We start from the raw sequence: 25,899 nt of genomic DNA, 5'->3' as shown, positions 1-25,899 counted from the left end.
CTCCGAGGCGCCCGTTTCAAGGAGTGAGTTCGTCTGCCGACCGCCATCCTCACCGGTCAGCCGGTCCCCGGATCACCGCTCGAAGGCGAGCTGCGCTCACTCGGATTCCAGGTGCGCCGGGCACCGGCCGCACCGGACGTGCGCCACGCCCTCGCCGCGCTGCCCGCCGGCGAGCGGGTCGCCGTCGTCGACAGCGCCTTCGTCGGACACCGGCACGCCCTGCGCCTCGCGCTGACCGATCCGCGCTTCGACGCCTGCGCCGTCACCGGCGCGCTCGCCGTTCAGCCCGCCGCCCGGCCCGCCCTGGAGCGGGCCGCGGCCGCCGTGGCCGCACCGGCCGGCGCCCCCACCGCCGACGGCACCCACGACGCGGCCCGGCCCGACCGGCTCGCCGCCGCCCTGCAAGCGGCCGGCACCGCCGTCCACCGGCCCGACCTGGGCACCCTGGTGGCCGCCGTCCCCGCCACCGGCGCCGAGCGCGCCGGGGCGAGCGCCGCCGTCGCCGCCGTCGACGAGGAGGCCGTCCGGCTGCGGACCGCCGTGAAGTCCCGCGACGGCTTCTTCACCACCTTCTGCGTCAGCCCGTACTCGCGCTACATCGCCCGCTGGTGCGCGCGCCGCGGTCTGACCCCCAACCAGGTCACCACCGCCTCGCTGATCACCGCGCTCGTCGCGGCCGGCTGCGCCGCGACCGGGGAGCGCTGGGGCTACGTCGCCGCCGGCGTCCTGCTCCTCGTCTCCTTCGTCCTGGACTGCACCGACGGGCAGCTCGCCCGCTACTCGCTCCAGTACTCGACGCTGGGGGCCTGGCTCGACGCCACCTTCGACCGGGCGAAGGAGTACTCCTTCTACGCGGGCCTCGCCCTGGGCGCCGCCCGCGACGGCGACGACGTGTGGGCGCTCGCCCTCGGCTCGATGATCCTCATGACCTGCCGGCACGTCGTCGACTTCGCCTTCAACGAGGCCAACCACGACGCCACCGCCAACACCAGCCCGACCGCCGCCCTGTCCGACCGGCTCGACAGCGTCGGCTGGACCGTCTGGCTCCGGCGCATGATCATCCTCCCGATCGGCGAGCGCTGGGCGATGATCGCGGTGCTGACCGCGCTGACCACCCCCCGCACCGTCTTCTACGCGCTCCTGGCCGGCTGCGCCTTCGGCGCCCTCTACACCACCGCCGGCCGCGTCCTGCGCTCCCTGACCCGCCGCGCCCGGCGCACCGACCGGGCCGCCCGCGCCCTCGCCGACCTGGCCGACTCCGGCCCGCTGGCCGAGCTCGCGGGCCGGATCCTGGGCCGCGTGGCACCCGGCGCCGGGATCGCCGCGGCCGTCATCGGCTCGGCCGCGCTGATCTGGACGGCCTGGGCGTACCCCTTCGGCAGCCGCCAGGTGGTCATCGCCGCGGTCGTGTACGCGCTGCTCGCCGGAGCCGCCGTCGCCCGCCCCCTCAAGGGAGCCCTCGACTGGCTGGTCCCGCCCGTCTTCCGGGCCGCCGAATACACCACGGTGCTGGTCCTCGCCGCCAAGGCGGACGTCCCGGGGGCCCTTCCGGCGGCATTCGGCCTGATCGCGGCGGTCGCCTACCATCACTACGACACGGTGTACCGGATCCGGGGCGGCACGGGCGCGCCCCCGCACTGGCTGGTGCGGTCGATCGGCGGCCACGAGGGCCGGGTCCTGTTGACCGCGGTCCTGGCCGCCGTCCTCACCCGTGAGGCGTTCCCCGTCGCGCTCACGGCCACGGCCGTGTTCGTGGCTCTCGTGGTGCTCGTGGAGAGCATCCGATTCTGGGTCTCCTCCGGAGCACCCGCCGTACATGACGAAGGAGAACCAGCATGATCGGCCTTGTCCTCGCTGCCGGTGCCGGACGCCGTCTGCGTCCCTACACCGACACCCTGCCCAAGGCCCTCGTGCCCGTCGGCCCCGAAGGCCGGGAGGAGAGCCTGACGGTCCTCGACCTGACCCTGGGCAACTTCGCGGAGGTCGGTCTCACCGAGGTCGCCGTCGTCGTCGGCTACCGCAAGGAGGCCGTCTACGAGCGCCGCGAGGCGCTGGAGGCCAAGTACGGCGTCAAGATCACGCTGATCGACAACGACAAGGCCGAGGAGTGGAACAACGCCTACTCCCTGTGGTGCGCGCGCGACGTCCTGAAGCAGGGCGTGATCCTCGCCAACGGCGACACCGTGCACCCGGTCTCCGTCGAGCGGACCCTGCTCGACGCCCGCGGCGAAGGACGGAAGATCATCCTCGCCCTCGACACGGTCAAGCAGCTGGCCGACGAGGAGATGAAGGTCATCACCGCCGAGGGCCGGGGCGTCCGGAAGATCACCAAGCTGATGGATCCGGCCACCGCGACCGGTGAGTACATCGGCGTCACCCTCATCGAGCCCGAGGCGGCCGAGGAGCTGGCGGACGCCCTGAAGGCCACCTTCGAGCGCGACCCCGACCTCTACTACGAGGACGGCTACCAGGAGCTCGTCAACCGCGGCTTCACGGTCGACGTGGCCCCCATCGGCGACGTCTCGTGGGTCGAGATCGACAACCACGACGACCTCGCCAAGGGCCGGACGATCGCATGCCAGTACTGACCCGGCTGATCCCCTCGCCGGTCGTCGTCGACATCAGCCGCGGCGCCATGGACGACCTGGCCGGCCTCCTGGCCGACCAGCGGATCTCCGCGTCCGGCAAGCTGGCGATCGCGATCAGCGGCGGCTCCGGCGTGACGCTGCGCGCCAAGCTGGAGCCGGTACTGCCGCACGCCGACTGGTACCCGGTCGCGGACGGCACCATCGACTCCGCCGTGCAGCTGGCCGACGACATCAAGGGCAACCGCTACGACGCCGTCGTGGGCCTGGGCGGCGGAAAGATCATCGACGTGGCGAAGTACGCCGCGGCGCGGGTCGGGCTGCCCATGGTGGCCGTCGCCACCAACCTCTCCCACGACGGGATCTGCTCGCCGGTGTCCATCCTGGACAACGACAACGGCCGCGGCTCCTACGGCGTGCCCACGCCGATCGCCATGGTGATCGACCTCGACGTGATCAAGGAAGCACCGGTGCGGTTCATCCGCGCCGGCATCGGCGACGCGATCTCCAACATCTCGGCCATCGCCGACTGGGAGCTCTCCCACAAGATCACCGGCGAGCCCGTCGACGGCCTGGCCGCCGCCATGGCCCGTACCGCCGGCGAGTCCGTGCTGCGCCACCCCGGGGGCTGCGGCGACGACGAGTTCCTCACCGTGCTCTCGGAGGGCCTGGTCCTCTCCGGCATCGCCATGTCGATCAGCGGGGACTCCCGCCCGTCGTCCGGCGCCTGCCACGAGATCAGCCACGCCTTCGACCTGCTCTACCCGGGCCGCTCCGCGCTCCACGGCGAACAGGTCGGCATCGGAGCCGCCTTCGCCATGCACCTGCGCGGGGCCGAGGCGCAGTCCGGGCTCTTCACCGAGGTGCTGCGGCGCCACGGCCTGCCCGTCCTGCCCGAGGAGATCGGCTTCAGCGTCGACGAGTTCGTCGCCGCCGTCGAGTACGCCCCCCAGACCCGCCCGGGACGCTTCACCATCCTGGAGCACCTCAACCTGTCCGCCGCCGAGATCAGGGACGCTTACGCCGACTATGCCAAGACCATCCGTAGCTGAACTGAGGCCCGTCGTCCATCCGGCGGGCGTGAAGGACCGGCGCAGCGGCGAGCACTGGGGCGGACGCCTCTACATGCGCGAGATCTCCCTGCGCATCACCCGCTTCCTGGTCACCACCAAGGTCACGCCGAACCAGCTGACCTACGTGATGACCCTGGCCGGCGTCCTCGCCCTGCCGGCCCTGCTGGTGCCGGGCGTCTGGGGCGCCGTCCTCGGCGTGGTCGCGGTCCAGATGTACCTGCTGCTCGACTGCGTCGACGGCGAGGTGGCCCGCTGGAAGCAGCAGTTCTCGCTCTCCGGCGTGTACCTGGACCGGGTCGGCGCCTACCTGTGCGACGCGGCGGTCCTCGTCGGCTTCGGCCTGCGCGCCGCCGACCTGTGGGGCACCGGCCGCATCGACTGGCTGTGGGCCTTCCTGGGCACCCTGGCCGCCCTCGGCGCCATCCTGATCAAGGCCGAGACCGACCTGGTCGGCGTCGCCCGCCACCAGACCGGCCGGGCGCCGGTCCAGGAGTCGGCCGCCGAGCCGCGCTCCTCCGGCATGGCGCTGGCCCGCCGGGCCGCCGCCGCGCTCAAGTTCCACCGCCTGGTCCTCGGCATCGAGGCCTCGCTGCTCATCCTGGTGCTGGCCGTGCTCGACCAGATGCGCGGCGACCTGTACTTCTCGCGGCTCGGCGTCGCCGTGCTGGCCGGCATCGCGCTGCTGCAGACGGTGCTGCACCTCGTCTCGATCCTCGCCTCCAGCAGGCTGAAGTGAGCGCGCCGATGCGGCTGGGCGCCGTGATCATCACCATGGGCAACCGGCCCGACGACCTGAAGGCCCTCATCGAGTCGGTCGCCCGGCAGGAGGGCGACCCCGTCGAGGTGGTCGTCGTGGGCCAAGGTGTCCGGGTCACCGGGGTGCCCGAGGGCGTCCGTACGGTCGACCTGCCCGAGAACCTGGGCATCCCGGGGGGACGCAACGTCGGCATCGAGGCCTTCGGCCCCGGCGGCGGCGACGTGGACGCCCTGCTCTTCCTCGACGACGACGGGCTGCTGGAGCGCACCGACACCGCCGAGCTGTGCCGCCGGGCCTTCGCCGAGGACCCGGAGCTCGGGATCGTCAGCTTCCGGATCGCCGACCCCGATACCGGTGCCACCCAGCGCCGGCACGTGCCCCGGCTGCGCGCCTCGGACCCGATGCGCTCCTCCCGCGTGACCACCTTCCTGGGCGGCGCCAACGCCGTCCGCACGAAGGTGTTCGAGCAGGTCGGAGCCCTCCCCGGGGAGTTCTTCTACGCCCACGAGGAGACGGACCTGGCCTGGCGGGCGCTCGACGCGGGGTGGCTGATCGACTACCGCGCGGACATGGTGCTGCTGCACCCCACCACAGCCCCCTCCCGGCACGCCGTCTACCACCGTATGGTGGCCCGTAACCGGGTGTGGCTCGCCCGCCGCAACCTGCCTGCCCCGCTGGTCCCCGTCTACCTGGGCGTCTGGCTCCTGCTGACCCTGGTCCGCAGGCCCTCGGCGCCCGCGCTGAAGGCGTGGTTCGGCGGTTTCCGTGAGGGATGGACCACTCCCTGTGGCCCCCGCCGCCCGATGCGCTGGCGGACGGTCTGGCGGTTGACCCGACTGGGCCGACCACCTGTCATCTGACGAGCACGCGTCTGGGACCATGGCGCGATCACGGGGCCGCGTTCCAGCCCGATGCCCTTCCTTCCCGCCGCATCTTGAAGACGGAAAGTTTCAACTTGTGAGTGACACAACCCACGACGGCGCCCTCGCCACGAGCAAGCCGCCGTCCCAGGACGCGGGGCTGAGCCCCGCGGAGCTCGCCAGGAAGTACGGCCTGTCCGTGAGCGGGGCCCGCCCCGGCCTGGGCGAGTACGTCCGCCAGCTCCTGGGCCGCCGCCACTTCATCATGGCGTTCTCCCGGGCCAAGCTGGTCGCCCAGTACAGCCAGGCGAAGCTCGGCCAGGTCTGGCAGGTGGCGACCCCGCTGCTGAACGCGGCCGTCTACTTCCTGATCTTCGGCCTGATCCTCGGCGCCGGAAAGCAGATGCCCAAGGGCGTCTACGTTCCGTTCCTGATGATGGGCATCTTCGTCTTCACCTTCACCCAGAGCTCGTTGATGGCCGGTGTCCGGGCGATCTCCGGCAACCTCGGCCTGGTCCGGGCCCTGCACTTCCCGCGCGCCGCGCTGCCGATCTCGTTCTCGCTCCAGCAGCTCCAGCAGCTGCTGTACTCGATGATCGTGGTCTTCATCATCGCGATCAGCTTCGGCAACTATCCGCGGCTGTCGTGGCTGCTGGTGGTCCCGACGCTGGCGCTGCAGTTCGTGTTCAACATCGGACTCGCGATGATCTTCGCGCGGCTGGGCTCCAAGACCCCCGACCTGGCCCAGCTGATGCCGTTCGTCATGCGGACCTGGATGTACGCCTCCGGCGTCATGTTCCCCATCGGGATCTACCTCAAGGACCAGCCGCAGTGGATCAGCGACATCCTGCTGTGGAACCCGGTGGCCATCTACATGGACCTCATCCGGTTCGCCCTGATCGACAACTACGGCAGCAGCAACCTGCCGCCGCACGTCTGGCTCTTCGCGGTGGGCTGGGCCGTGGTCGTCGGAGCGGGCGGCTTCGTGTACTTCTGGAAGGCTGAGGAGCGTTACGGCCGTGGCTGATACAACCCAGGGGCGCGTCCCCACCGTCATCGCGGACGGCGTCCACATCGTCTACCGGGTCAACACCGGCGGAGCGGGCAAGGGAGCGGCCACCGCGGCGCTCAGCAAGATCATGCGCCGCAAGACCAAGGGCGACGCCCCGGGCGTCCGCCGGGTGCACGCCGTGCGCGGGGTCTCCTTCACCGCGTACCGCGGCGAGGCCATCGGCCTCATCGGCTCCAACGGCTCCGGCAAGTCCACCCTGCTGCGCGCCATCGCGGGCCTGCTGCCGTGCGAGGAGGGCAAGGTCTACACCGACGGCCAGCCCTCGCTGCTCGGCGTGAACGCGGCGCTGATGAACGACCTGACCGGCGAGCGGAACGTGGTCCTCGGCGGTCTCGCCATGGGCATGAGCCGCGAGCAGATCAAGGAACGCTTCCAGAGCATCGTCGACTTCTCCGGCATCAACGAGAAGGGCGACTTCATCTCGCTGCCGATGCGCACCTACTCGTCCGGCATGGCGGCCCGGCTGCGCTTCTCCATCGCGGCGGCCAAGGACCACGACGTCCTGATGATCGACGAGGCCCTGGCCACCGGTGACCGCAGCTTCCAGGTACGGTCCGAGAACCGCATCCGCGAGCTGCGGCAGAAGGCCGGCACGGTCTTCCTGGTGAGCCACAACAACAAGTCCATCCGCGACACCTGCGACCGGGTGCTGTGGCTGGAGAAGGGCGAGCTCCTCATGGACGGGCCCACGGAGGAAGTCGTCTCGGCGTACGAGAAGGCCACCAACAGCTGACCCGCGCCCCGCGCACGGACGCAAGGGCCCCCACCGCGCAGCGCGGCGGGGGCCTTCGCGTGCCCGCGGGCGCCGCGCGCGGCGCCCGGCCGGACTCCGACGGCGGCCGGCGCCGGGACACGGGCGACTTTCGTCGGCGCAGCGAATACCCCAGAGGCCCCGGCGGCGTTGTACAGCGTAAGCTGAAGCGGTCCTGAATCGCGCCAAGAGGGGACGATTCCCCGCAGGTGGGCGGGCGTGGGCACCCCGGGCGAAGCCCGGCGGCGTGTCCGAAATAGGATGTATTGAGTCTGCAGTGTAGAACGGGAGATGTGACGGCAATGGCTACGGGAATTCTCCGGCCCCCAGGCACGACGGCCGTCCCCGCCCCGGGCGGCGGGCGGTGACCCCGGGGCACGACAGCCGGCCCCGGTCCGACACGGCCCACGCGCGCGCCACCCTCGGCAAGGCCCGGACGGAGAACTTCCCCGTCGCCCCCGCGTTCCTCCCGCGCGCCTGGCGCGAGGGCCTGACGGCGGTCTACGGATACGCCCGCCTCGTCGACGACATCGGCGACGGCGACCTCGCCCCCGGCGGACGCGACGCCGAACTCCTCGGCCTCGACCCCGCCGCCGCGGACGACCGGCTCCTCATGCTCGACGCCTTCGAGACCGACCTGAAGCGGGTGTTCGGCGCCGCCGACGGCCCCCCGCGCCACCCCCTGCTGCTGGCCCTGCGGCCCGTCGTGCGCGACCACGGCCTCACCCCCGAGCCGTTCCTCGGGCTGATCGAGGCCAACCGCCAGGACCAGCGCGTGACGCGCTACGCGACCTACGGCGACCTCCTCGCCTACTGCGAACTGTCCGCCAACCCGGTGGGCCGGCTCGTGCTCTCCCTCACCGGCACCGCCACCCCCGAGCGGATCCGCCGCTCCGACGCCGTCTGCACCGCCCTGCAGATCGTCGAACACCTCCAGGACGTCGCCGAGGACCTCGGCCGGGACCGGATCTACCTGCCGGCCGAGGACATGCGCCGCTTCCACGTGGCCGAAACCGACCTCAAGGCCCCGTCCGCCGGCGCCTCCGTCCGCGCCCTCGTCGCATTCGAAAGCGCGCGCGCCCGTGAACTCCTGAATGAAGGCACCCCGCTCGTGGGTAGCGTGCACGGCAGACTCCGGCTGCTGCTCGCGGGCTTCGTGGGAGGGGGGCGCGCCGCCCTTCGGGCCGTCACCGACGCCGGCTTCGACGTCCTCCCCGGCCCGCCCAAGCCCACCAAGACCGGCCTGCTCCGCGAGGTGGCCGCCGTCCTGCGCACAGCGCCGAGAAAGGGGTGAGCCCGACCGTGGAGGGCCCCGCACACACATCGTCAACGGCCGTACCCCCGCCGCCGGTCCTGGCGGCCTACAGCTACTGCGAGGCGGTCACCGGATCGCAGGCGCGCAACTTCGCCTACGGCATCCGGCTGCTGCCCACCGACAAGCGGCAGGCGATGTCCGCGCTGTACGCCTTCTCCCGGCGGGTCGACGACATCGGCGACGGCACGCTGGAACCGGCCGCGAAACTGGCCCGGCTGGAGGAGACCCGCGCGCTGCTCGGCCGCGTGCGCGCCGGGCAGGTCGACGAGGACGACACCGACCCGGTCGCCGTGGCCCTCGCCCACGCGGCGGGCCGCTTCCCGATCCCGCTGGGCGGCCTCGACGAGCTCATCGACGGCGTCCTCATGGACGTGCGCGGCGAGACCTACGAGACCTGGGACGACCTGCGGACCTACTGCCGCTGCGTCGCCGGGGCCATCGGACGGCTCTCGCTCGGCGTCTTCGGCACCGTGCACACCGGAGGCCTCGGCGCGGCCGACGCCGAACGCGCCGGAGAGTACGCCGACACCCTCGGCCTCGCCCTCCAACTCACCAACATCCTGCGCGACGTCCGCGAGGACGCGGCCAACGGCCGCACCTACCTGCCCGCCGAGGACCTCGCCAAGTTCGCCTGCGCCGACGGCTTCCACAGCGACCGGATGCCCGCCGGCTCCGACTTCGCCGGGCTCGTCCACCACGAAGTCCGGCGCGCCCGCGCCCTGTTCGCCGAGGGCTACCGGCTGCTGCCGATGCTCGACCGGCGCAGCGGGGCCTGCGTGGCCGCCATGGCCGGCATCTACCGCCGGCTCCTCGACCGCATCGAGCGCGAGCCCGAGGCCGTGCTGCGCGGCCGCGTCTCGCTGCCGACCCACGAGAAGGCGTACGTCGCCGTGCGCGGCCTCTCCGGGCTCGACGCGCGGACCATCTCCCGCCAGAGCAACCGGAGGCGGGCCTGATGCCCACGAACCACCGACCGGACCTCCCGGGCGCCGCGCCCGGCCGCACCGCACCGGCCCGCGCCGGCGCACGGGCAACCGGTGCGCCGGCCGGCGCGTCCGTCCGTACGGGCCGGACCGGGAAGGCCGGGCCGCTTCCCGTACCGGGCGGCACCACGGGGGAGGGCGCATGAGCGACAGCGCACGGCACGCCGTCGTCGTCGGCGGCGGACTCGCCGGCGTCACCACCGCCCTCGAACTCGCCGACGCCGGACTGCGGGTGACCCTGCTCGAAGGGCGCCCGCGGCTGGGCGGCCTCGCCTTCTCCTTCCAGCGCGGCGACCTCACCGTGGACAACGGCCAGCACGTCTACCTGCGCTGCTGCACCGGCTACCGGTGGTTCCTCGACCGGATCGACGGCGCCGCTCTTGCCCCGCTCCAGGACCGGCTCGACGTCCCCGTCCTCGACGTCGGCCACCCCGGCGGCCCGCGCCTGGGCCGGCTGCGCCGCAGCGCGCTGCCCGTCCCCCTCCACCTCGCGGGCTCCCTCGCCCGCTACCCCCACCTGTCCCTCGCCGAGCGCGCGAGCGTCGGGCGCGCCGCCCTCGCGCTGCGCCGGCTCGACCCCGCCGACCCGGCCCTGGACGGCCTGGACTTCGCGACGTGGCTCGGCCGCCACGGCCAGTCCGCCCGTACCGTCGAGGCCCTGTGGGACCTCGTCGGCATCGCGACCCTCAACGCCACCGCCGCCCAGTCCTCGCTCGGCCTGGCCGCCATGGTGTTCAAGACCGGGCTGCTCTCCGAGAACGGCGCCGCCGACATCGGCTGGGCCCGGGTCCCGCTCGGCGACCTGCACGACACCCTGGCCCGCAAGGCGCTCGACGCGGCCGGCGTACGGACCGAACTGCGCACCCGGGTCACCTGCATCTCCCGTCTGGATTCGGGCAGTTGGCGGGTCGACACCGAGAGCGAACCGCTGGACGCGGACACCGTGGTCCTCGCCGTACCGCAGCGCGAGGCCCGCGGACTGCTGCCCCCCGGGGCGCTCGCCGACCCGGACGCCCTCCTGGACATCGGCACCGCGCCGATCCTCAACGTCCACGTGGTCTACGACCGCAAGGTCCTGCGGCAGCCCTTCTTCGCCGCCCTCGGCTCCCCGGTGCAGTGGGTCTTCGACCGCACCGACGCCTCCGGACTGCCCGACGGCGGCCAGTACCTGGCCCTGTCCCAGTCCGTGGCGCAGGACGACATCGACGAGCCGGTCTCCGTCCTGCGGGCCAAGTACCTGCCCGAGCTGGAGAAACTGCTCCCGGCCGCGCGCGGCGCCAAGGTACGGGACTTCTTCGTCACCCGGGAGCGGACCGCCACCTTCGCCCCCGCACCCGGCGTCGGCCGGCTGCGCCCCGGCGCGCGGACCGACACGCCGGGGCTCTACCTGGCCGGTGCGTGGACTGCCACCGGTTGGCCCGCGACCATGGAGAGCGCCGTCCGGAGCGGACTGAACGCGGCCCACGCCGCGCTGGCCGCTCTCGGCCGCCACCGCGAACACCCTCTGCAGGAGGCGGCATGACGAGCAGCACGACCGGCACAACACGTACAGGAACCAGAGGAGAGCCAGTGAACCCGGGGAATCCCGCTGTCGAGAACACGGGTGCCGGAGTGGGCACAGCGGGCGGGGGAGCGGAGAAGGCCGACACGCTCGCCCTCCTGGAACGCGGCCGCACCCTGTCCACGCCCGTGCTCCGCGCCGCCGTCGACCGGCTCGCGGCCCCCATGGACACCGTCGCCGCCTACCACTTCGGCTGGATCGACGCCCAGGGCAACCCGGCGGACGGCGACGGCGGCAAGGCCGTGCGCCCCGCCCTCGCCCTGCTCTCGGCCGAGGCCGCGGGCGCCGCGGCCGAGGTCGGCGTCCCGGGCGCCGTCGCCGTCGAGCTCGTGCACAACTTCTCGCTGCTGCACGACGACCTGATGGACGGCGACGAGCAGCGCCGCCACCGCGACACCGTCTGGAAGGTGCACGGCCCCGCCCTCGCCATCCTGGTCGGCGACGCGCTCTTCGCCCTCGCCAACGAAGTCCTGCTGGAACTGGGCACCGTGGAGGCGGGCCGCGCCGCCCGACGGCTCACCGTCGCCAGCCGCAAGCTCATCGACGGCCAGGCCCAGGACATCTCGTACGAGCACCGCGAGCGCGTCAGCGTCGAGGAGTGCCTGGAGATGGAGGGCAACAAGACGGGCGCCCTGCTCGCCTGCGCGGTCTCGATCGGCGCGGTGCTCGGCGGCGCGGACGACCGCACGGCCGACAAGCTGGAGGAGTACGGCTACCACCTCGGCCTCGCCTTCCAGGCCGTCGACGACCTGCTCGGCATCTGGGGCGACCCGGAGGCCACCGGCAAGCAGACCTGGAGCGACCTGCGCCAGCGCAAGAAGTCGCTGCCGGTCGTCGCCGCCCTCGCCGCGGGCGGACCCGCCTGCGAGGAGCTCGCCGAACTGCTCGCCGCCGATGCCAAGAGCAACGACTTCGAGAACTTCTCGGAGGAGGAGTTCGCGGCCCGCGCGGCGCTCATCGAGGCGGCCGGCGGCCGCCAGTGGACCGCCGACGAGGCCCGTCGTCAGCACGCCGTCGCGATCCGGGCCCTGGACGACGTGGAGATGCCCCAGCGGGTGCGCGAACAGCTCGTCGCCCTCGCCGACTTCGTCGTCGTGCGCAAGCGGTGATCGCCACCCGATCGAACATATGACTCGCGAGTCGCCGGCCGGCGCCCCCGCCCGACAAGGCGGGCGCCGGCCGACGGCAGACCCCAGCACAGCACAGGCCACTGTTCTAAGGGGAAGCCATGACAGCGACGACCGACGGCAGCGCGGAGAGCGCTGCCGCTGGCAGCGACACGGACGCCGGTCTCCGGCCGGGTCCGGCCGCGGCAGAGCCGCCCGCGGACGCGGGAGCGCCCGCGGGAGCCCCCGCGGGTCCGCACGGGGGCGGCCCGGCCGGGCCCGCCGCCGAACCGCGCCCGCACGACGGCGGCGGCCGGGCCCGGGCGGCGGCGGCCGCCCGCGCGGGCAGCCGCGACGCCCACCTCGCCCCGCCGGCCCCGCCGGAACCCCGCGGGGCGACACCCGACCCGCGGCCCCTGGAGCGGGGCGCCCAGGAGGCCGCCGCCCGCGCCACCCGGCACCTGCTGGCCCGTCAGGACGCGGCGGGCTGGTGGAAGGGCGACCTGGAGACCAACGTCACCATGGACGCCGAGGACCTGCTGCTCCGGCAGTTCCTCGGCATCCGCGACGAGGCCACCACCCGGGCCGCCGCCCTCTTCATCCGGGGCGAGCAACAGGACGACGGCACCTGGTCCACCTTCCACGGCGGCCCCCCCGACCTCTCCGCCACCATCGAGGCGTACGTCGCCCTCCGCCTCGCCGGAGACGCGCCGGACTCCCCGCACATGGCCCGTGCCTCCGCCTGGATCCGCGCCCACGGCGGGATCGCCGCCGCCCGCGTCTTCACCCGGATCTGGCTGGCCCTGTTCGGCTGGTGGAGCTGGGACCACCTGCCCGAACTCCCGCCCGAACTGCTCTTCCTGCCCCCCTGGGTGCCGCTGAACATCTACGACTTCGGCTGCTGGGCCCGCCAGACCATCGTGCCGCTCACCGTGGTCTCCGCGCTGCGCCCGGTCCGCCCCGCCCTCTTCGCCCTCGACGAACTGCACACCGACGCCCGCAACCCCCACCCGGCCCGCCGGCTCGCCCCGCTGACCAGCTGGGACGGCGCCTTCCAGCGGATGGACAGGGTGCTGCACGTCTACCGGCGCCACGCCCCGCGCCGGCTGCGCAAGGCCGCGATGACCGCCGCCGGCCGTTGGATCGTGGAGCGCCAGGAGAACGACGGCTGCTGGGGCGGCATCCAACCGCCCGCCGTCTACTCCGTCATCGCCCTGCACCTGCTCGGGTACGACCTGAAGCACCCGGTGATGCGGGCCGGTCTGGAGTCCCTGGACCGGTTCGCCGTCTGGCGCGAGGACGGCGCCCGGATGGTCGAGGCCTGCCAGTCGCCCGTCTGGGACACCTGCCTCGCCACCATCGCCCTGGCCGACGCGGGCCTGCCGCCCGACCACCCGGCGCTGGTCAAGGCGGCCGACTGGATGCTCGGCGAGGAGATCGTGCGCAGCGGCGACTGGGCGGTCCGCAGGCCCGGGCTCGCCCCCGGGGGCTGGGCGTTCGAGTTCCACAACGACACCTACCCCGACATCGACGACACCGCCGAGGTCGTCCTCGCGCTGCGCCGCGTCCGCCACCCCGACCGGGCCCGCATCGAGGGCGCCATCGCCCGCGGGGTCTCCTGGAACCTCGGCATGCAGTCGAAGAACGGCGCCTGGGGGGCATTCGACGCCGACAACACCAGCCCGCTGCCCAACAAGCTGCCCTTCTGCGACTTCGGCGAGGTCATCGACCCGCCCTCGGCCGACGTCACCGCCCACGTGGTCGAGATGCTCGCCTTCGAGGGCAGGGCCGGCGACCCGCGGACCCGGCGCGGCATCGAGTGGCTGCTCGCCGAACAGGAGCCGGAGGGCGGTTGGTTCGGCCGCTGGGGCACCAACTACGTCTACGGCACCGGCTCGGTGGTCCCCGCCCTCACCGCCGCCGGCGTGCCCACCGGACACCCGGCCGTCCGGCGGGCCGTGCGCTGGCTGGAGTCCGTACAGAACGAGGACGGCGGCTGGGGCGAGGACCAGCGCTCCTACCAGGACGCCACGCTGGCCGGCAAGGGCGCCTCCACCCCCTCGCAGACCGCGTGGGCCCTCATGGCCCTGCTGTCGGCCGGGGAGCGGGACGGCGAGGCCGTGGCACGGGGCATCGCCCACCTGGTGGGGACCCAGCACGAGGACGGCTCCTGGGACGAGCCGTACTTCACCGGGACCGGCTTTCCCTGGGACTTCTCCATCAACTACCACCTGTACCGGCAGGTCTTCCCGCTCACCGCGCTCGGCCGCTACCTGTACGGCGAACCGTCCGTCCGCGGCGGGGAGGCCTGATGCCCGCCGACCGGCGGCACGTGGCGGGCGCGGGACCCCCGCTGGTCGTCGCCTGCGCCCTGCGCATCGAACAGGCCGCCCTGCGCAGCGCCGGCCGCGGCGCACCCGAGCGGTTCTCGGTGCTCCGTACCGGCATGGGACCGCGCGCGGCCGAGCGGGCCGTCACCCGGGCGCTGGAGCGGCCCGCCCTGGCCGGGGCGGCCGTCCTGGCCACCGGGTTCTGTGCCGGGCTCGTCCCCGGCATGCACCCGGGCGACCTCGTCGTCGCCGAGGAGACCCGGGACCCCCGCGGGACCGTCGCCTGCACCGGCACGGCCCTGCTCGCCGAAGCACTGGCCCGGGCCGCGCCCGGCCGGACCGTGCACACCGGCGTACTGACCGGAGCCGACCACGTGGTCCGGGGCCAGGAGCGCGCCCACCTGCGCGCCACCGGCGCCGTCGCGGTCGACATGGAATCCGCGGCCACCCTGTGGACCGCGGCCGGGGGCGCCCACGAGCGCGGAGCGCGCCCGGTTGCGGCCGTCCGGGTGATCGTGGACGCTCCGGAGCACGAGCTCGTCCGGATCGGCACCGTGCGCGGTGGAATATCGGCCTTCCGCGTATTGCGTGCCGTACTGCCCGCGTTTTACGAATGGCACCGTTCTTTGCTGCTCCCCAGGAGGTGAGCCAGATGGCCATGCCGCTGCGCCAGACCGTCAGGGTCGGGACCTATCTTCTCGAACAGAAGCTCCGCAAGCGTGAGAAGTTCCCGCTGATCGTCGAGCTGGAACCGCTGTACGCGTGCAACCTCGCCTGCGAAGGGTGCGGAAAGATCCAGCACCCGGCCGGAGTGCTCAAGCAGCGCATGCCGGTGGCCCAGGCCGTCGGCGCCGTGCTGGAATCGGGCGCGCCGATGGTGTCCATCGCGGGCGGAGAGCCCCTGATGCACCCGCAGATCGACGAAATCGTCCGACAGCTGGTGGCGAAGAAGAAGTACGTCTTCCTCTGCACCAACGCCATGCTGATGCGCAAGAAGATGGAGAAGTTCACCCCGTCCCCCTATTTCGCCTTCGCCGTGCACATCGACGGCCTGCGCGAGCGCCACGACGAATCCGTGGCCAAGGAGGGCGTGTTCGACGAGGCCGTCGCGGCCATCAAGGAGGCGAAGAAGCGGGGCTTCCGGGTCACCACGAACTCCACCTTCTTCAACACCGACACCCCGCAGACGATCATCGAGGTGCTCAACTACCTGAATGACGAACTCCAGGTGGACGAGATGATGATCTCGCCCGCCTACGCCTACGAAAAGGCACCGGACCAGGAGCACTTCCTGGGCGTCGAACAGACCCGGGAGCTCTTCAAGAAGGCCTTTTCCGGCGGGAACCGGCGTCGCTGGCGGCTCAACCATTCACCGCTCTTCCTGGACTTCCTGGAAGGGAAGGCGGACTTCCCCTGCACCGCCTGGGCCATTCCGAACTACTCCCTCTTCGGCTGGCAGCGCCCCTGCTACCTGATGAGCGACGGGTACGTGCCCACCTACCGCGAGCTGATCGAGGACACCGACTGGAGCAAGTACGGCCGCGGGAAGGACCCGCGCTGCGCGAACTGCATGGCGCACTGCGGCTACGAGCCCACCGCCGTCCTCGCCACCATGGGGTCCCTCAAGGAGTCCCTGCGCGCGGCCCGGGAGACGATCGGCGGGAACCGGGAAAAGTCGGCATGAGCACGCCGTCGGGCCGGGGGAGGACGCAGGGGGAGGGGGCCGGCCGGGGCCGGGGCTTCGACCTCGGCGCCCTGCTGGCCGAGCGCGGCGGCGAGCGGTACGAGCTGCACGCCCGCCACCTCAACCACCAGCTGCCCCGGATGCTGCACACGATCGGCTTCGACAAGGTCTACGAGCGGGCCGAGGGCGCCCACTTCTGGGACGCCGAGGGCAACGACTACCTCGACATGCTGGCCGGCTTCGGCGTCATGGGCCTGGGCCGGCACCACCCGGTGGTCCGGCGAGCCCTGCACGACGTCCTCGACGCCGGGCTCGCCGACCTGACCCGCTTCGACTGCCAGCCGCTGCCCGGGCTGCTGGCCGAGAAGCTGCTCTCGTACAGCCCGCACCTGGACCGGGTCTTCTTCGGCAACAGCGGCACCGAGGCCGTGGAGACGGCCCTGAAGTTCGCCCGGTACGCCACCGGGAGGCCCAGGATCCTCTACTGCGACCACGCCTTCCACGGGCTCACCACGGGCTCGCTGTCGGTGAACGGGGAGGGCGGCTTCCGGGACGGCTTCGCCCCGCTGCTGCCCGACACGAGGATCGCCCTCGGGGATCTGGCCGCTCTGGAGCGGGAGCTGCGCAAGGGCGACGTGGCCGCCTTCGTGGTCGAGCCGATCCAGGGCAAGGGGGTCCTGGCGGCCCCGCCCGGTTTCCTGCCCGCGGCGCAGGAACTGCTGCACCGGCACAAGGCGCTCCTGATCGCGGACGAGGTGCAGACCGGCCTCGGCCGGACCGGGGACTTCTACGCGTACCAGCACGAGCCGGGCGTGGAGCCGGACCTGGTGTGCGTGGCGAAGGCCCTGTCCGGGGGGTACGTGCCGGTCGGCGCGACCCTCGGCAAGGACTGGATCTTCAAGAAGGTCTACTCGTCCATGGACCGGGTGCTCGTCCACTCCGCGAGCTTCGGCTCCAACGCGCAGGCGATGGCGGCCGGCCTGGCGGTGCTGTCCGTCATGGAGGACGAGGAGGTCGTGGCGAACGCCCGGGCCACGGGCGACCTGCTGCGCGGCCGGCTCGCCGCCCTCGTGGACGACTACGAGCTGCTGTACGAGGTGCGCGGGCGCGGGCTGATGATCGGCATCGAGTTCGGCCGGCCGTCGTCGCTGGGACTGCGCTCGCGGTGGACCGTGCTCCAGGCGGCCCGCAAGGGGCTCTTCGCCCAGATGGTCGTGGTCCCGCTGCTCCGGAAGCACCGCATCCTCACCCAGGTGTCCGGAGACCACCTGGAGGTGATCAAGCTCATTCCGCCGCTGATCGTGGACGAGGCGGACGTGGAGCGGTTCGTCGGGGCCTTCCGCGAGGTCATGGACGAGGCGCACGGCGGGTCCGGGCTGATGTGGGACTTCGGCAGGACGCTGGTGAAGCAGGCCGTCGGCAACCGGTGACGGCGGCCCGCTCCGGCGGGTCAGTCCAGCAGCCGTGCGCGCAGCCGGTCGAGGGCCTCGGGCGACAGCCCGAGGCCCTCCGTCAGGTAGGACGGGACGCCGCCCCACCGTTCGTCGATGGTGTCGAAGGCGGCGGTCAGGTACGCGGCGCGGGCGTCGAACAGCGGGGCGAGCAGCTCCGCGACCTCGGGGGCGCGCGTCTCCTGCGTCTCGCCGCTCCGGCGGACCCGGTAGCGCCGGTGCGGGGCGTTGGACTCCAGGTAGTCCGCCACGATCGCCTCCCGCTCGACGCCCAGCGCGAGCAGGGTGACGGCGATCGACAGGCCCGCCCGGTCCTTCCCGGCCGCGCAGTGCATGAGCGCGGGGACGCTGTCGGCGGCGAGCGCGCGCAGCACGCGGCCGTGTTCGGCGGTGCGGTTCGCGATGATCGAGCGGTAGGAGTGCGCCATCCGGGCCTCGCCCTTCCCGTCGCCCAGGAGCGAGCGGAGCCGGGCCAGGTCGCCGTCGCGGACCAGCTTCCAGAACTCCCGGCCGTCGGCCGGGTCCGAGAGCGGGATGTTGACGTTCCGCACCCCGGTCAGTTCCACGTCCGGGCCCTCCAAGGCGTGGTCGGCGTCGTTGCGGAAGTCGAAGACGGTGTGGAGCCCGAGCGAGTTGAGGAACTGTGCGTCGGTTTCGGTGGCATGTGCCAGATGTCCGCTTCGGAAGAGTCGTCCTGGCCTGACCCTCCGTCCGTCGGTCGTGGGCAGCCCGCCCACGTCGCGGAAGTTCCGCACTCCGGCCAGTTCCGGTTCCGGTTGCGGCAGTCCCTGCGGGGTCGGGGGTATCTGCTGGGTCACGTGAACTCCTCCGCATCGTCGTCGGTGTCCGAATTACACTACTTGGCAACAACTTGCCATATCCGGAGGCGAGATCGGGCCCTCCCCGTGAGCCAGATCATACGGTGACCGTGAGTGCCTGATCGGCAAAGCCGAATGGCCCGGCCCGGGCGGTTGTTGGCGGTCGGGAATGGACGGAGGGTGACGGGAATTCAGCGGCTTCCACACACCTGGGATTCCGTCAGGAAATTCGTGGCTTGTTACCCGGCACCTCGCTCGATTACCTTCGCGATCGATCCGGGTGGACCGCCTAATCCTGCCGCCTCCCGGAAACCGCACCCGACTATTCGCGCGCGGCAGGAGCGGGGGAACCAGGTAAGCCGCCGTCCACGGTGTTCGCACCGGGACGGCTCGGGGTGAAGCCGTGCGCGTTCCCCGCGCGGACGGCCGGACATCTCCAGTCCGAACCCGACAGCTCACCTCGCAGGCGACGGAGAGGAATCCGCCATGCCCGCAAAGGGTAAGCACCGCCGCCCCAAGTCCCGCTCGCTGTCCCGCGGTTTCGCCGTCGCCGGCACCGGCGGCGCCGCCCTCGCGCTGCCGCTGCTGGGGGCCACCGGCGCCCAGGCGGCCGGTGCTCCGGCCGCCGCCCCGTCGCTCGCCCCGGCCGCGGCCGTCGCCCCGGCCGCACAGCTCCCGTCCCTACCGCAGGCCGTCCCCGCCGCCCGGGCGGCGGCCGCCCCGACCGTCTACACGGTCGTGGCCGGCGACTACCTCTCCAAGATCGCCGCCGACCGCAGCCTGACCGGCGGCTGGCAGCAGCTCTACGCCGACAACCGCGCAGCCGTCGGCAGCGACCCCTCCCTGATCCACCCGGGCCTGCGCCTGACCCTCGGTGCGAAGGGCGACCGGGCCGCCGCTCCCGCCCCCGCGGAGAAGCCGGCCCGGACCGCGCAGAAGCCCGCCGAGACCCGTACGTCCGGCGGCGCCGCCGAGCAGGCCGCCCCCGCCCCGAAGGCCGCGCCCCAGGCCCGGCCGAAGGCGACGCAGAAGCCCCGGCCGCAGAACGGCGAGAGCGCCACCGGCACGGGCGCCGTGACCGCCGCCGGCTTCGTCGCCCCCGTCGGCGGCGGCATCTCGACCCAGTACCGGGCCAGCGGCGCCATGTGGTCCTCCGGCTACCACACGGGCGTCGACTTCATCGCGAGCTCCGGCACCACGGTCAAGGCGGTCGGCGCGGGCACCGTCGTCTCCGCCGGATGGGGCGGCGCGTACGGCAACGAGGTCGTCATCCGGCACGCGGACGGCAAGTACTCCCAGTACGGCCACCTCTCCTCCCTGTCGGTCTCGACCGGCCAGAGCGTCACCGCCGGCCAGCGCATCGGACTCTCCGGCTCGACCGGCAACTCCTCCGGCCCGCACCTGCACTTCGAGATCCGCACCGGCCCGTCCTACGGCTCGGACATCAGCCCGCTGGCCTACCTCCGCTCCAAGGGCGTCAGCCTCTGACGGCACCCGCCGCCGGAGCGCGCGCACGCGGCGGGCCGGGACCCGAGGGGGGTCCCGGCCCGCCGCGTACGTATTCCTTATCCAGCGGGTGGTATAGATCACGGTCCGTCAAGCCCTGGTTACGTTGGCGTAGGTCGGGCGTCGGGGTGAAGGATGGTCCTTCGTGGCAGCGACGACGACGACACTCAAGACCATCGGCTCGTACGCGGCGATCGGGGACAGCTTCACCGAAGGCGTGGGCGACCCGGGGCCCGGGGGCTCCCCTCTCGGCTGGGCGGACCGGCTGGCCGTGCTCCTGGCCGACCAGCGCGACGAGCACGACTTCCGCTACGCGAACCTGGCCGTGCGCGGCCGGCTCCTCGACCAGATCGTGGCCGAGCAGGTCCCGCGGGCCAAGGCGCTCGCGCCCGACCTGGTGACCTTCTGCGCGGGCGGCAACGACATCATCCGGCCGGGCAGCGACCCCGACCGCGTGGCCGAGCGGTTCGAGGCGGCCGTCGCCGACCTCACCGGGTCCGTCGGCCTTGTCATGATCACCACCGGCTTCGACACCCGGGGCGTCCCGGTCCTGCGGCACCTGCGCGGCAAGGTCGCGACGTACAGCGCCCACGTGCGCTCCATCGCCGACCGCTACGACTGCCCGGTGCTCGACCTCTGGTCGCTGAGGTCCGTACAGGACCGCCGCGCCTGGGACACCGACCGGCTCCACCTGTCGCCCGAAGGGCACACCCGGGTCGCGCTGCGCGCCGCGCAGGTGCTCGGGCTCCGGGTGCCGACCGACCCCGACCAGCCGTGGCCGCCGATGCGGCCGCGCGGTTCGGTGGACGCGACCCGGGACAACATCCAGTGGGCCCGCGAGCACCTGGTGCCCTGGATCGGGCGGCGGCTGCGCGGCGAGTCGTCCGGGGACCACGTGGCGGCGAAGCGCCCGGACCTGATGCCGCTGTAGCGACCGGCGCACAGGGGCGGCAGGGGACGCGGGCGCGGGCCTTCGACCCGGGGCGACGGGCCGGCCCGCGGCGCGGTGCGCGGGTCCTTCGGCCCGGGGCGGAGCGCGACACGCGGGGGCAGACGGCCCGGAGTGGAATCCTCCGGGGCCGACGTGCGTTGGGATGGGGGTAGACGTCCACGATCCCGTGTCCCCACCGTTCCAGGAGGCGCCTTGTCCGGCTCCCGTCCCTTGCGTCCACGGCTGCGTGCCCTGCGGCCCGAAGCCTTCGGCGCGGACCCGTCCGGAGCCCGGCTGGAGCGCATCCGCCGCTCGCCGAACTTCGCCGACGGCGTCTTCCAGAACCCGGTCGGCGCGCGGACCCGGCCCTCCGGGTCCATGACCGAGTTCGCGAAGATCTACTTCCACAAGGAGCAGCGGCTGCGGCGCAACCCCGGCGCGCCGATCCCCGTCTACCCCACCACCCTCGCGGAGCTGGCCAAGCCGCCCGCGACCGGGCTGCGCCTGACCTGGATGGGGCACTCCAGCGTGCTCGCGGAGATCGACGGCCGCCGGGTGCTGTTCGACCCGGTGTGGGGCGAGCGCTGCTCCCCCTTCCCCTTCGCCGGCCCCAGGCGCCTGCACCCCGTGCCGGTGCCGCTGGCCTCCCTGGGCGCGGTCGACGTGGTGGTCATCTCCCACGACCACTACGACCACCTCGACCTGCCGACGATCAAGGACCTGGCCGGTACGGACACGGTCTTCGCGGTCCCCCTCGGCGTCGGCGCGCACCTGGAGCGCTGGGGCGTCCCGGCCGACCGGGTGCGCGAGCTGGACTGGAACGAGAGCACCCGGGTCGCCGGCCTCACCCTCACGGCCACCCCCGCCCGGCACTTCTGCGGCCGGGGCCTGCGCAACCAGCAGCACACCCTGTGGGCCTCCTGGGTGGTCGCCGGGGACGCGCACCGGATCTACCACAGCGGCGACACCGGGTACTTCCCCGGTTTCCAGGAGATCGGCGCCGCGCACGGCCCCTTCGACGCCACGATGATCCAGATCGGGGCCTACTCGGAGTACTGGCCGGACATCCACATGACGCCCGAGGAGGGCATGCGCGCCCACCTCGACCTCCAGGGCGGCGTGCCGCACGGGGCGATGCTGCCGATCCACTGGGGCACCTTCAACCTGGCCCCGCACCCGTGGGACGAGCCCGGCGAGGGCACCGTCGCCGCCGCCGAGGGGGCCGGGGCGGCCATCGCCCTGCCCATCCCGGGCCAGCCCTTCGAACCGGGCGCCGCCGACGTGCCCGCCGCACCGTGGTGGCGGCCCTTCGTCCGCATCGCCGCGCCGCAGACGGGGCCCGTCACCGCTCCGGCACCGGCGGCCGCACCCGGGACGGAGCCCGGCACCGGACCGGTCTCCGGATCCGGCGCGGGAAGCCGTCCGGCCGGGCGCGAGGAGTCCGAGGCCGTCGGGTCCTGAGCGGATCGGGCGGGGCACGGCCGCCCCCGCGGATTCGGGCGGCCGTGCGAGCGTTCCACCGGGAGCGGGAAGCAGGGCCGCCAAGTTCCCCAACTGCCCGTCCGGGCCGGGAGCGCGCGGTCTAGCGTGGGTATCCGGTGATCAACACCGGACCCCGGGAACGCTGGGGCCGGGCCCCACGTACCGAGGACGCCGATGTCCGGACCCCGCGCCGCCCGTCACGCCCCGTCGAGGCACGCCGTCACCGGCGCCGCCCGGCAGAAGCGCCCCCCGCTCGCCCGGGCCGCCGTGCTGCCCACCCTCGCCGCCGGACTCAGCGGCGCCGCCGCGGTGATCTTCACCCTGCAGCTCGGTGGCGGCGCGGGCGAGCGGGACCCCCGGCTGTGGCCGGTGCTCACCGGCTGCGCCCTGCTGGTCGTCGCCGCGCTCGCCGCCGCCCTGCTCAGTGCCCAGCGCTCCGCCAAGGCCGTCCACGACCGGTGCGAGGCGCTGCGGCGCTCCAGCGTGCGCGGCCGGCAGGAACTGCGGATCGCCGCCGATCTGCTCGTACGCGGCGAGACCCCGCCGCGTCCGGTGCGCACCGGCCCGGCGGCGCCGTCGACCGACGGCGACGCACCGGGGCTGGACGGGTTCCGGCTGCTCTCCCAGGAGCTCCGCGCGGCCCGGGAGCAGGCCCACACCACGCTCGTACGGCTCGCAGGCCGGGCCGCGCCCTCCGACAGCGACCGGAAGGTCGAGGTCTTCGTCGCCCTCGCGCGCCGCCTCCAGTCCCTCGTGCACCGGGAGATCTCCCTGCTGGACGGCCAGGACACCGCGGTCGAGGACCCCGCCCTGCGCAAGGAGCTCCGCCACGCCGACCACCTCGCCGCCCGCATCCGACGCCACGCCGAGAACCTCGCCGTCCTCGGCGGCGCCGCGTCGCGCCGGCAGTGGACCCGGCCCGTCGAACTGCGCGAGGTGCTCCGCTGCTCGGTCGCCGAGGTCGAGCAGCACGCCCGGGTCAAGGTGGTGCCCCCGGCGGCCGGCGGAGTCCGCGGCCACGCCGTCGCCGACGTGGTCCACCTCCTCGCCGAACTCGTCGAGAACGCCGCGGTGTTCTCCGCCTCCGGGACCGATGTGACGCTGCGCGCCGAGCGCGTCGCCGCCGGGATCGCGATCGAGGTGGAGGACCGCGGGCCCGGCCTGCCGGCCGCGGAGCAGCAGCGGATGAACGCGCTGCTCGACGACCCCGACCAGGCCGCCGCCCGGGCGCTCCTCGCCGACGGGCGGACCGGGCTGTTCGTGGTCGGAGCGCTGGCCCGGCGGCACGGGATCGCCGTCGAGCTCAAGTCGAACATCTACGGCGGGGTGCTGGCCGTCCTGGTCCTCCCGCGAGACCTGCTGGCCGCGCAGGAACCTCCGGCCGACACCGACACCGACACCGACGCCGGCGCGGGCTCCCGGACCGCCGCGTGGGCGACCGGGGAGCGGGAGGCGGCGCCGCCCCTGGAGCCGGTCCGGGTCGGGCCGCCGCGGCAGCCCCCGCCGGGCACCGCGACCGCCCGGCCGCCCGCGACGGGAACGCCGTGGCCGGGGCGGCCCGCGCCGGACGGCCCCTGGACGCCCGCCGCCGAGACCGCGCAGCCCGCCTCCGGCGTACGGGCCGGGCGGGCGTCGGGCGAGCCGTCCGGGGACGGCGGCGCCGGGGACGCGTACGGATACGGCCCGTCCACCGCGCCCGATCCCGGCCCCCCGGCACCCGAACCCGCCCCCGCGCGGGCGGCCGGGGACGGGCCCGCGCCCGGGTCCCCGTACGCCTGCGTGCCCGGGTCCGCCGCGCCGGCCGAGGCACCGGGCGGGCCGCTGCCGGAGGTGCCCGCCGCCCGCCGCGGGGAGGGTCGGCCCGAGCTGCCCCGGCGGCACGCGCGCCGGCACCTCGCGCCCCGGCTGCTGGAGATCCCGGCCCCCGCCCCGCCGGCCGACGCCGACGAACCCCTGCACGACCCGGCACTGATGGCCGCCTTCCGCCGCGGCTTCGGCCTGGCCCGGCCGGAGGGGCAGCCGTGACGTGGCCGGAGCAGCCCCCGGGAGGGAGCGGACTCGCCGGCCTCGACCGGCTGCTCGGCGGCCTGGTACGGCGGGTGCCGCACGCGCGCGGCGCCGTCCTGCTCACCGCGGACGGGCTCCTCGGCTGCGCGCACGGCCTCGATCCGGACGGCGCCGACCAGCTGGCCGCCCTGGCGTCGGGGCTGTTCTCGCTGGGCCGCAGCGCCGGGGCCCGCTTCGGCAACGGGGCCGCGGTGCGGCAGGTCGCCGTCGAGCTGGACGGCGCGCTGCTCTTCGTCTCGGCGGCCGGCGCCGGAACCTGCCTGGCGGTCCTGGCCGGCCCGGAGGCCGACGCCGGAGTGCTCGGCTACGAGATGGGGGTCCTGGTCACGACCGTACGGCCGTGCCTGGCGGCCCCGCCGCGACGGCCCGCGGCCACCACCGGCCCGGGCGCCGCCCCGGAGTACTGAGCCGAACGGCCCGTCACCCGGCGGGCGATGACGGTCCGGAGCGGGCCCGCAGCCGGAGACGACCACTCCGCCTGGTTCCGGGTCCGCCCGGCGGACGTCCGGGACACCACCGAACCGCGCTTCATCCTGGTCGACACCTGGCTCCGGGCGGCCCCCGGAGCGGCCGGCCGCCGCCCACCCGGAGCGGGGCGCGGCCGAGGGGGCGGCCCGGCCCCGGCCGGGTTCAGTGCGCCGCGTCCGGCGCGAGGAAGGCGTTGATCCGCTCCCGCAGGCCGGCCGGGTCCAGGCCGTGGGCCGCGAGGTGCTCCTCCATCGTGCCGTAGCGGCGCAGTTCGGCCCGGCCCACGCCCAGGCCCCGTACCCGGTGGGGCACATGGGCCAGAGCGCTGCCCGCCGCGGCCGCCGAGGTGCCCGCCAGGTACGGCTCGACGAGGACCACGGCGGGTGCGCTGCGGGCGACGGCCCGTCGCACGGCCGCGTCGTCGAAGGGCCGCACGGTGGGCGCGTACAGCACGGTCAGGTCCGCGCCCTCGGTCGCAGCGAGCACGTTGTCGAGCATCGGGCCGACCGCGACCACCACGCCCGCGCGTCCTTCCCGCACGGTCGTGAAGCGCAGGCCGTCCACCGCCCGGGGCGCCGCGTTCGACTGCTGGGAGAGCCGGACGTACACCTTGTCGTCGCCGGCGGCGTAGGCGTGCCGGAGCAGTGCCTCGGCCTCGTCCGGGTGGCCCGGGACGTGCACCGTCCAGCCGTCGAGGGTGTCCAACAGGGCCACGTCGCCGGGAGCCATGTGGGTGAAGCCGCCTGCGGGCCAGTCGTAACTGCCGCCGGCGCTGACCAGGACCCCGCCCGTGCCCTGGTGTCCGAAGTCCAGCTTCACCTGCTCGAACGGCCGCTCCACGAGGAAGCTGGCGAACGTGTGGACCACCGGGCGCAGACCGGTGAGTGCCAGGCCGCCGCCGACCCCGATGAGCAGCTGCTCCCTGATGCCGACGTTGACCACCCGGTCGGGATGGCGCCGCTGGGCGGGCAGGAACCCGTCCATGGTGATCTCGGCGAGCACGACGGCCAGCCGTGGGTCCTCGTCGAGCTGACGCGACGTGACCGAGATGAATCGTTCCCGCATGGTGTCCACGCTGTCCCTGCCCCTCAATCCCGCT

22 protein-coding genes and 1 riboswitch are annotated in these 25,899 nt (G+C 73.8%); of the genes, 20 read left to right on the top strand and 2 right to left on the bottom strand.

Annotated features, from left to right (window positions below):
* Positions 1-33 precede the first annotated feature (33 nt).
* The 15 genes from CP968_RS06340 to CP968_RS06270 all read left to right on the top strand — a co-directional run bounded on the left by CP968_RS06340 (position 34) and on the right by CP968_RS06270 (position 17,507).
* A complete protein-coding gene (locus CP968_RS06340; protein ID WP_150517055.1) occupies positions 34-1,839 on the top strand; it encodes a DUF5941 domain-containing protein in 1,806 nt (601 codons plus the stop codon).
* Complete coding sequence (locus tag CP968_RS06335; RefSeq protein WP_150517054.1) at positions 1,836-2,588, top strand: phosphocholine cytidylyltransferase family protein; 753 nt, start codon at positions 1,836-1,838, stop codon at positions 2,586-2,588. The genes CP968_RS06340 and CP968_RS06335 overlap by 4 nt, the downstream gene beginning before the upstream one ends.
* Positions 2,576-3,637: an iron-containing alcohol dehydrogenase family protein gene (locus CP968_RS06330; RefSeq protein ID WP_150517053.1), complete on the top strand. Its 1,062-nt coding sequence runs from the start codon at positions 2,576-2,578 to the stop codon at positions 3,635-3,637. The genes CP968_RS06335 and CP968_RS06330 overlap by 13 nt, the downstream gene beginning before the upstream one ends.
* Complete coding sequence (locus CP968_RS06325; protein ID WP_150517052.1) at positions 3,615-4,394, top strand: CDP-alcohol phosphatidyltransferase family protein; 780 nt, start codon at positions 3,615-3,617, stop codon at positions 4,392-4,394. The genes CP968_RS06330 and CP968_RS06325 overlap by 23 nt, the downstream gene beginning before the upstream one ends.
* 8 nt (positions 4,395-4,402) lie before the next feature.
* Positions 4,403-5,275, top strand: a complete 873-nt coding sequence (locus tag CP968_RS06320; protein WP_150521762.1) for a glycosyltransferase family 2 protein — start codon at positions 4,403-4,405, stop codon at positions 5,273-5,275.
* 97 nt (positions 5,276-5,372) lie between these two features.
* The gene (locus CP968_RS06315; RefSeq protein WP_150517051.1) at positions 5,373-6,302 is read left to right on the top strand and encodes an ABC transporter permease; all 930 of its coding nucleotides are present in this window, start codon (positions 5,373-5,375) and stop codon (positions 6,300-6,302) included.
* A complete protein-coding gene (locus CP968_RS06310; RefSeq protein WP_150517050.1) occupies positions 6,295-7,080 on the top strand; it encodes an ABC transporter ATP-binding protein in 786 nt (261 codons plus the stop codon). The genes CP968_RS06315 and CP968_RS06310 overlap by 8 nt, the downstream gene beginning before the upstream one ends.
* Before the next feature lie 382 nt (positions 7,081-7,462).
* The gene (gene hpnC / locus CP968_RS06305; protein ID WP_150517049.1) at positions 7,463-8,392 is read left to right on the top strand and encodes a squalene synthase HpnC; all 930 of its coding nucleotides are present in this window, start codon (positions 7,463-7,465) and stop codon (positions 8,390-8,392) included.
* Positions 8,389-9,369: a presqualene diphosphate synthase HpnD gene (gene hpnD / locus CP968_RS06300; RefSeq protein WP_150517048.1), complete on the top strand. Its 981-nt coding sequence runs from the start codon at positions 8,389-8,391 to the stop codon at positions 9,367-9,369. The genes hpnC and hpnD overlap by 4 nt, the downstream gene beginning before the upstream one ends.
* A 169-nt stretch (positions 9,370-9,538) precedes the next feature.
* The gene (hpnE, locus tag CP968_RS06295; protein WP_150517047.1) at positions 9,539-10,918 is read left to right on the top strand and encodes a hydroxysqualene dehydroxylase HpnE; all 1,380 of its coding nucleotides are present in this window, start codon (positions 9,539-9,541) and stop codon (positions 10,916-10,918) included.
* A 47-nt stretch (positions 10,919-10,965) separates the two neighbouring features.
* Entirely contained in the window at positions 10,966-12,066 is a 1,101-nt protein-coding gene (locus CP968_RS06290; protein ID WP_373304043.1) for a polyprenyl synthetase family protein, read from the top strand.
* Positions 12,067-12,185: 119 nt separating this feature from the next.
* Entirely contained in the window at positions 12,186-14,375 is a 2,190-nt protein-coding gene (shc, locus tag CP968_RS06285) for a squalene--hopene cyclase (RefSeq protein WP_229886246.1), read from the top strand.
* A complete protein-coding gene (locus CP968_RS06280; protein WP_150517046.1) occupies positions 14,375-15,040 on the top strand; it encodes a phosphorylase family protein in 666 nt (221 codons plus the stop codon). The genes shc and CP968_RS06280 overlap by 1 nt, the downstream gene beginning before the upstream one ends.
* A gap of 5 nt (positions 15,041-15,045) precedes the next feature.
* Positions 15,046-16,077 carry an adenosyl-hopene transferase HpnH gene (gene hpnH, locus CP968_RS06275; RefSeq protein WP_150517045.1) on the top strand — a complete coding sequence of 344 codons (1,032 nt, stop codon included), beginning with the start codon at positions 15,046-15,048 and terminating at the stop codon, positions 16,075-16,077.
* Positions 16,074-17,507, top strand: coding sequence for an aspartate aminotransferase family protein (locus CP968_RS06270; RefSeq protein WP_150517044.1), 1,434 nt, complete (start codon positions 16,074-16,076; stop codon positions 17,505-17,507). The genes hpnH and CP968_RS06270 overlap by 4 nt, the downstream gene beginning before the upstream one ends.
* Before the next feature lie 20 nt (positions 17,508-17,527).
* On the opposite strand, the gene CP968_RS06265 is transcribed toward CP968_RS06270, so the two are convergent.
* The gene (locus CP968_RS06265; RefSeq protein ID WP_150517043.1) at positions 17,528-18,346 is read right to left on the bottom strand and encodes a tyrosine-protein phosphatase; all 819 of its coding nucleotides are present in this window, start codon (positions 18,344-18,346) and stop codon (positions 17,528-17,530) included.
* 309 nt (positions 18,347-18,655) lie between these two features.
* Positions 18,656-18,828, top strand: a riboswitch (cyclic di-AMP (ydaO/yuaA leader).
* A gap of 4 nt (positions 18,829-18,832) precedes the next feature.
* Between CP968_RS06265 and CP968_RS06260 the strand changes: the two genes are divergently transcribed.
* The 5 genes from CP968_RS06260 (at position 18,833) to CP968_RS06240 (ending at position 24,739) form a co-directional block, all read left to right on the top strand.
* Positions 18,833-19,834, top strand: coding sequence for a LysM peptidoglycan-binding domain-containing M23 family metallopeptidase (locus tag CP968_RS06260; RefSeq protein ID WP_150517042.1), 1,002 nt, complete (start codon positions 18,833-18,835; stop codon positions 19,832-19,834).
* A gap of 163 nt (positions 19,835-19,997) precedes the next feature.
* Entirely contained in the window at positions 19,998-20,783 is a 786-nt protein-coding gene (locus CP968_RS06255; protein WP_150517041.1) for an SGNH/GDSL hydrolase family protein, read from the top strand.
* A gap of 213 nt (positions 20,784-20,996) precedes the next feature.
* Complete coding sequence (locus CP968_RS06250) at positions 20,997-22,244, top strand: MBL fold metallo-hydrolase (RefSeq protein WP_150517040.1); 1,248 nt, start codon at positions 20,997-20,999, stop codon at positions 22,242-22,244.
* 195 nt (positions 22,245-22,439) lie between these two features.
* Positions 22,440-24,290, top strand: coding sequence for a sensor histidine kinase (locus CP968_RS06245; RefSeq protein ID WP_150517039.1), 1,851 nt, complete (start codon positions 22,440-22,442; stop codon positions 24,288-24,290).
* Entirely contained in the window at positions 24,287-24,739 is a 453-nt protein-coding gene (locus tag CP968_RS06240; protein ID WP_150517038.1) for a roadblock/LC7 domain-containing protein, read from the top strand. The genes CP968_RS06245 and CP968_RS06240 overlap by 4 nt, the downstream gene beginning before the upstream one ends.
* A 223-nt stretch (positions 24,740-24,962) precedes the next feature.
* On the opposite strand, the gene CP968_RS06235 is transcribed toward CP968_RS06240, so the two are convergent.
* Positions 24,963-25,874, bottom strand: coding sequence for a transketolase family protein (locus CP968_RS06235; protein WP_150517037.1), 912 nt, complete (start codon positions 25,872-25,874; stop codon positions 24,963-24,965).
* Positions 25,875-25,899 lie beyond the last annotated feature (25 nt).

Origin of the sequence: Streptomyces subrutilus (assembly GCF_008704535.1) — a bacterium.
Lineage (GTDB): Bacteria > Actinomycetota > Actinomycetes > Streptomycetales > Streptomycetaceae > Streptomyces > Streptomyces subrutilus.
This window is presented reverse-complemented; position numbering and strand designations above follow the sequence as displayed.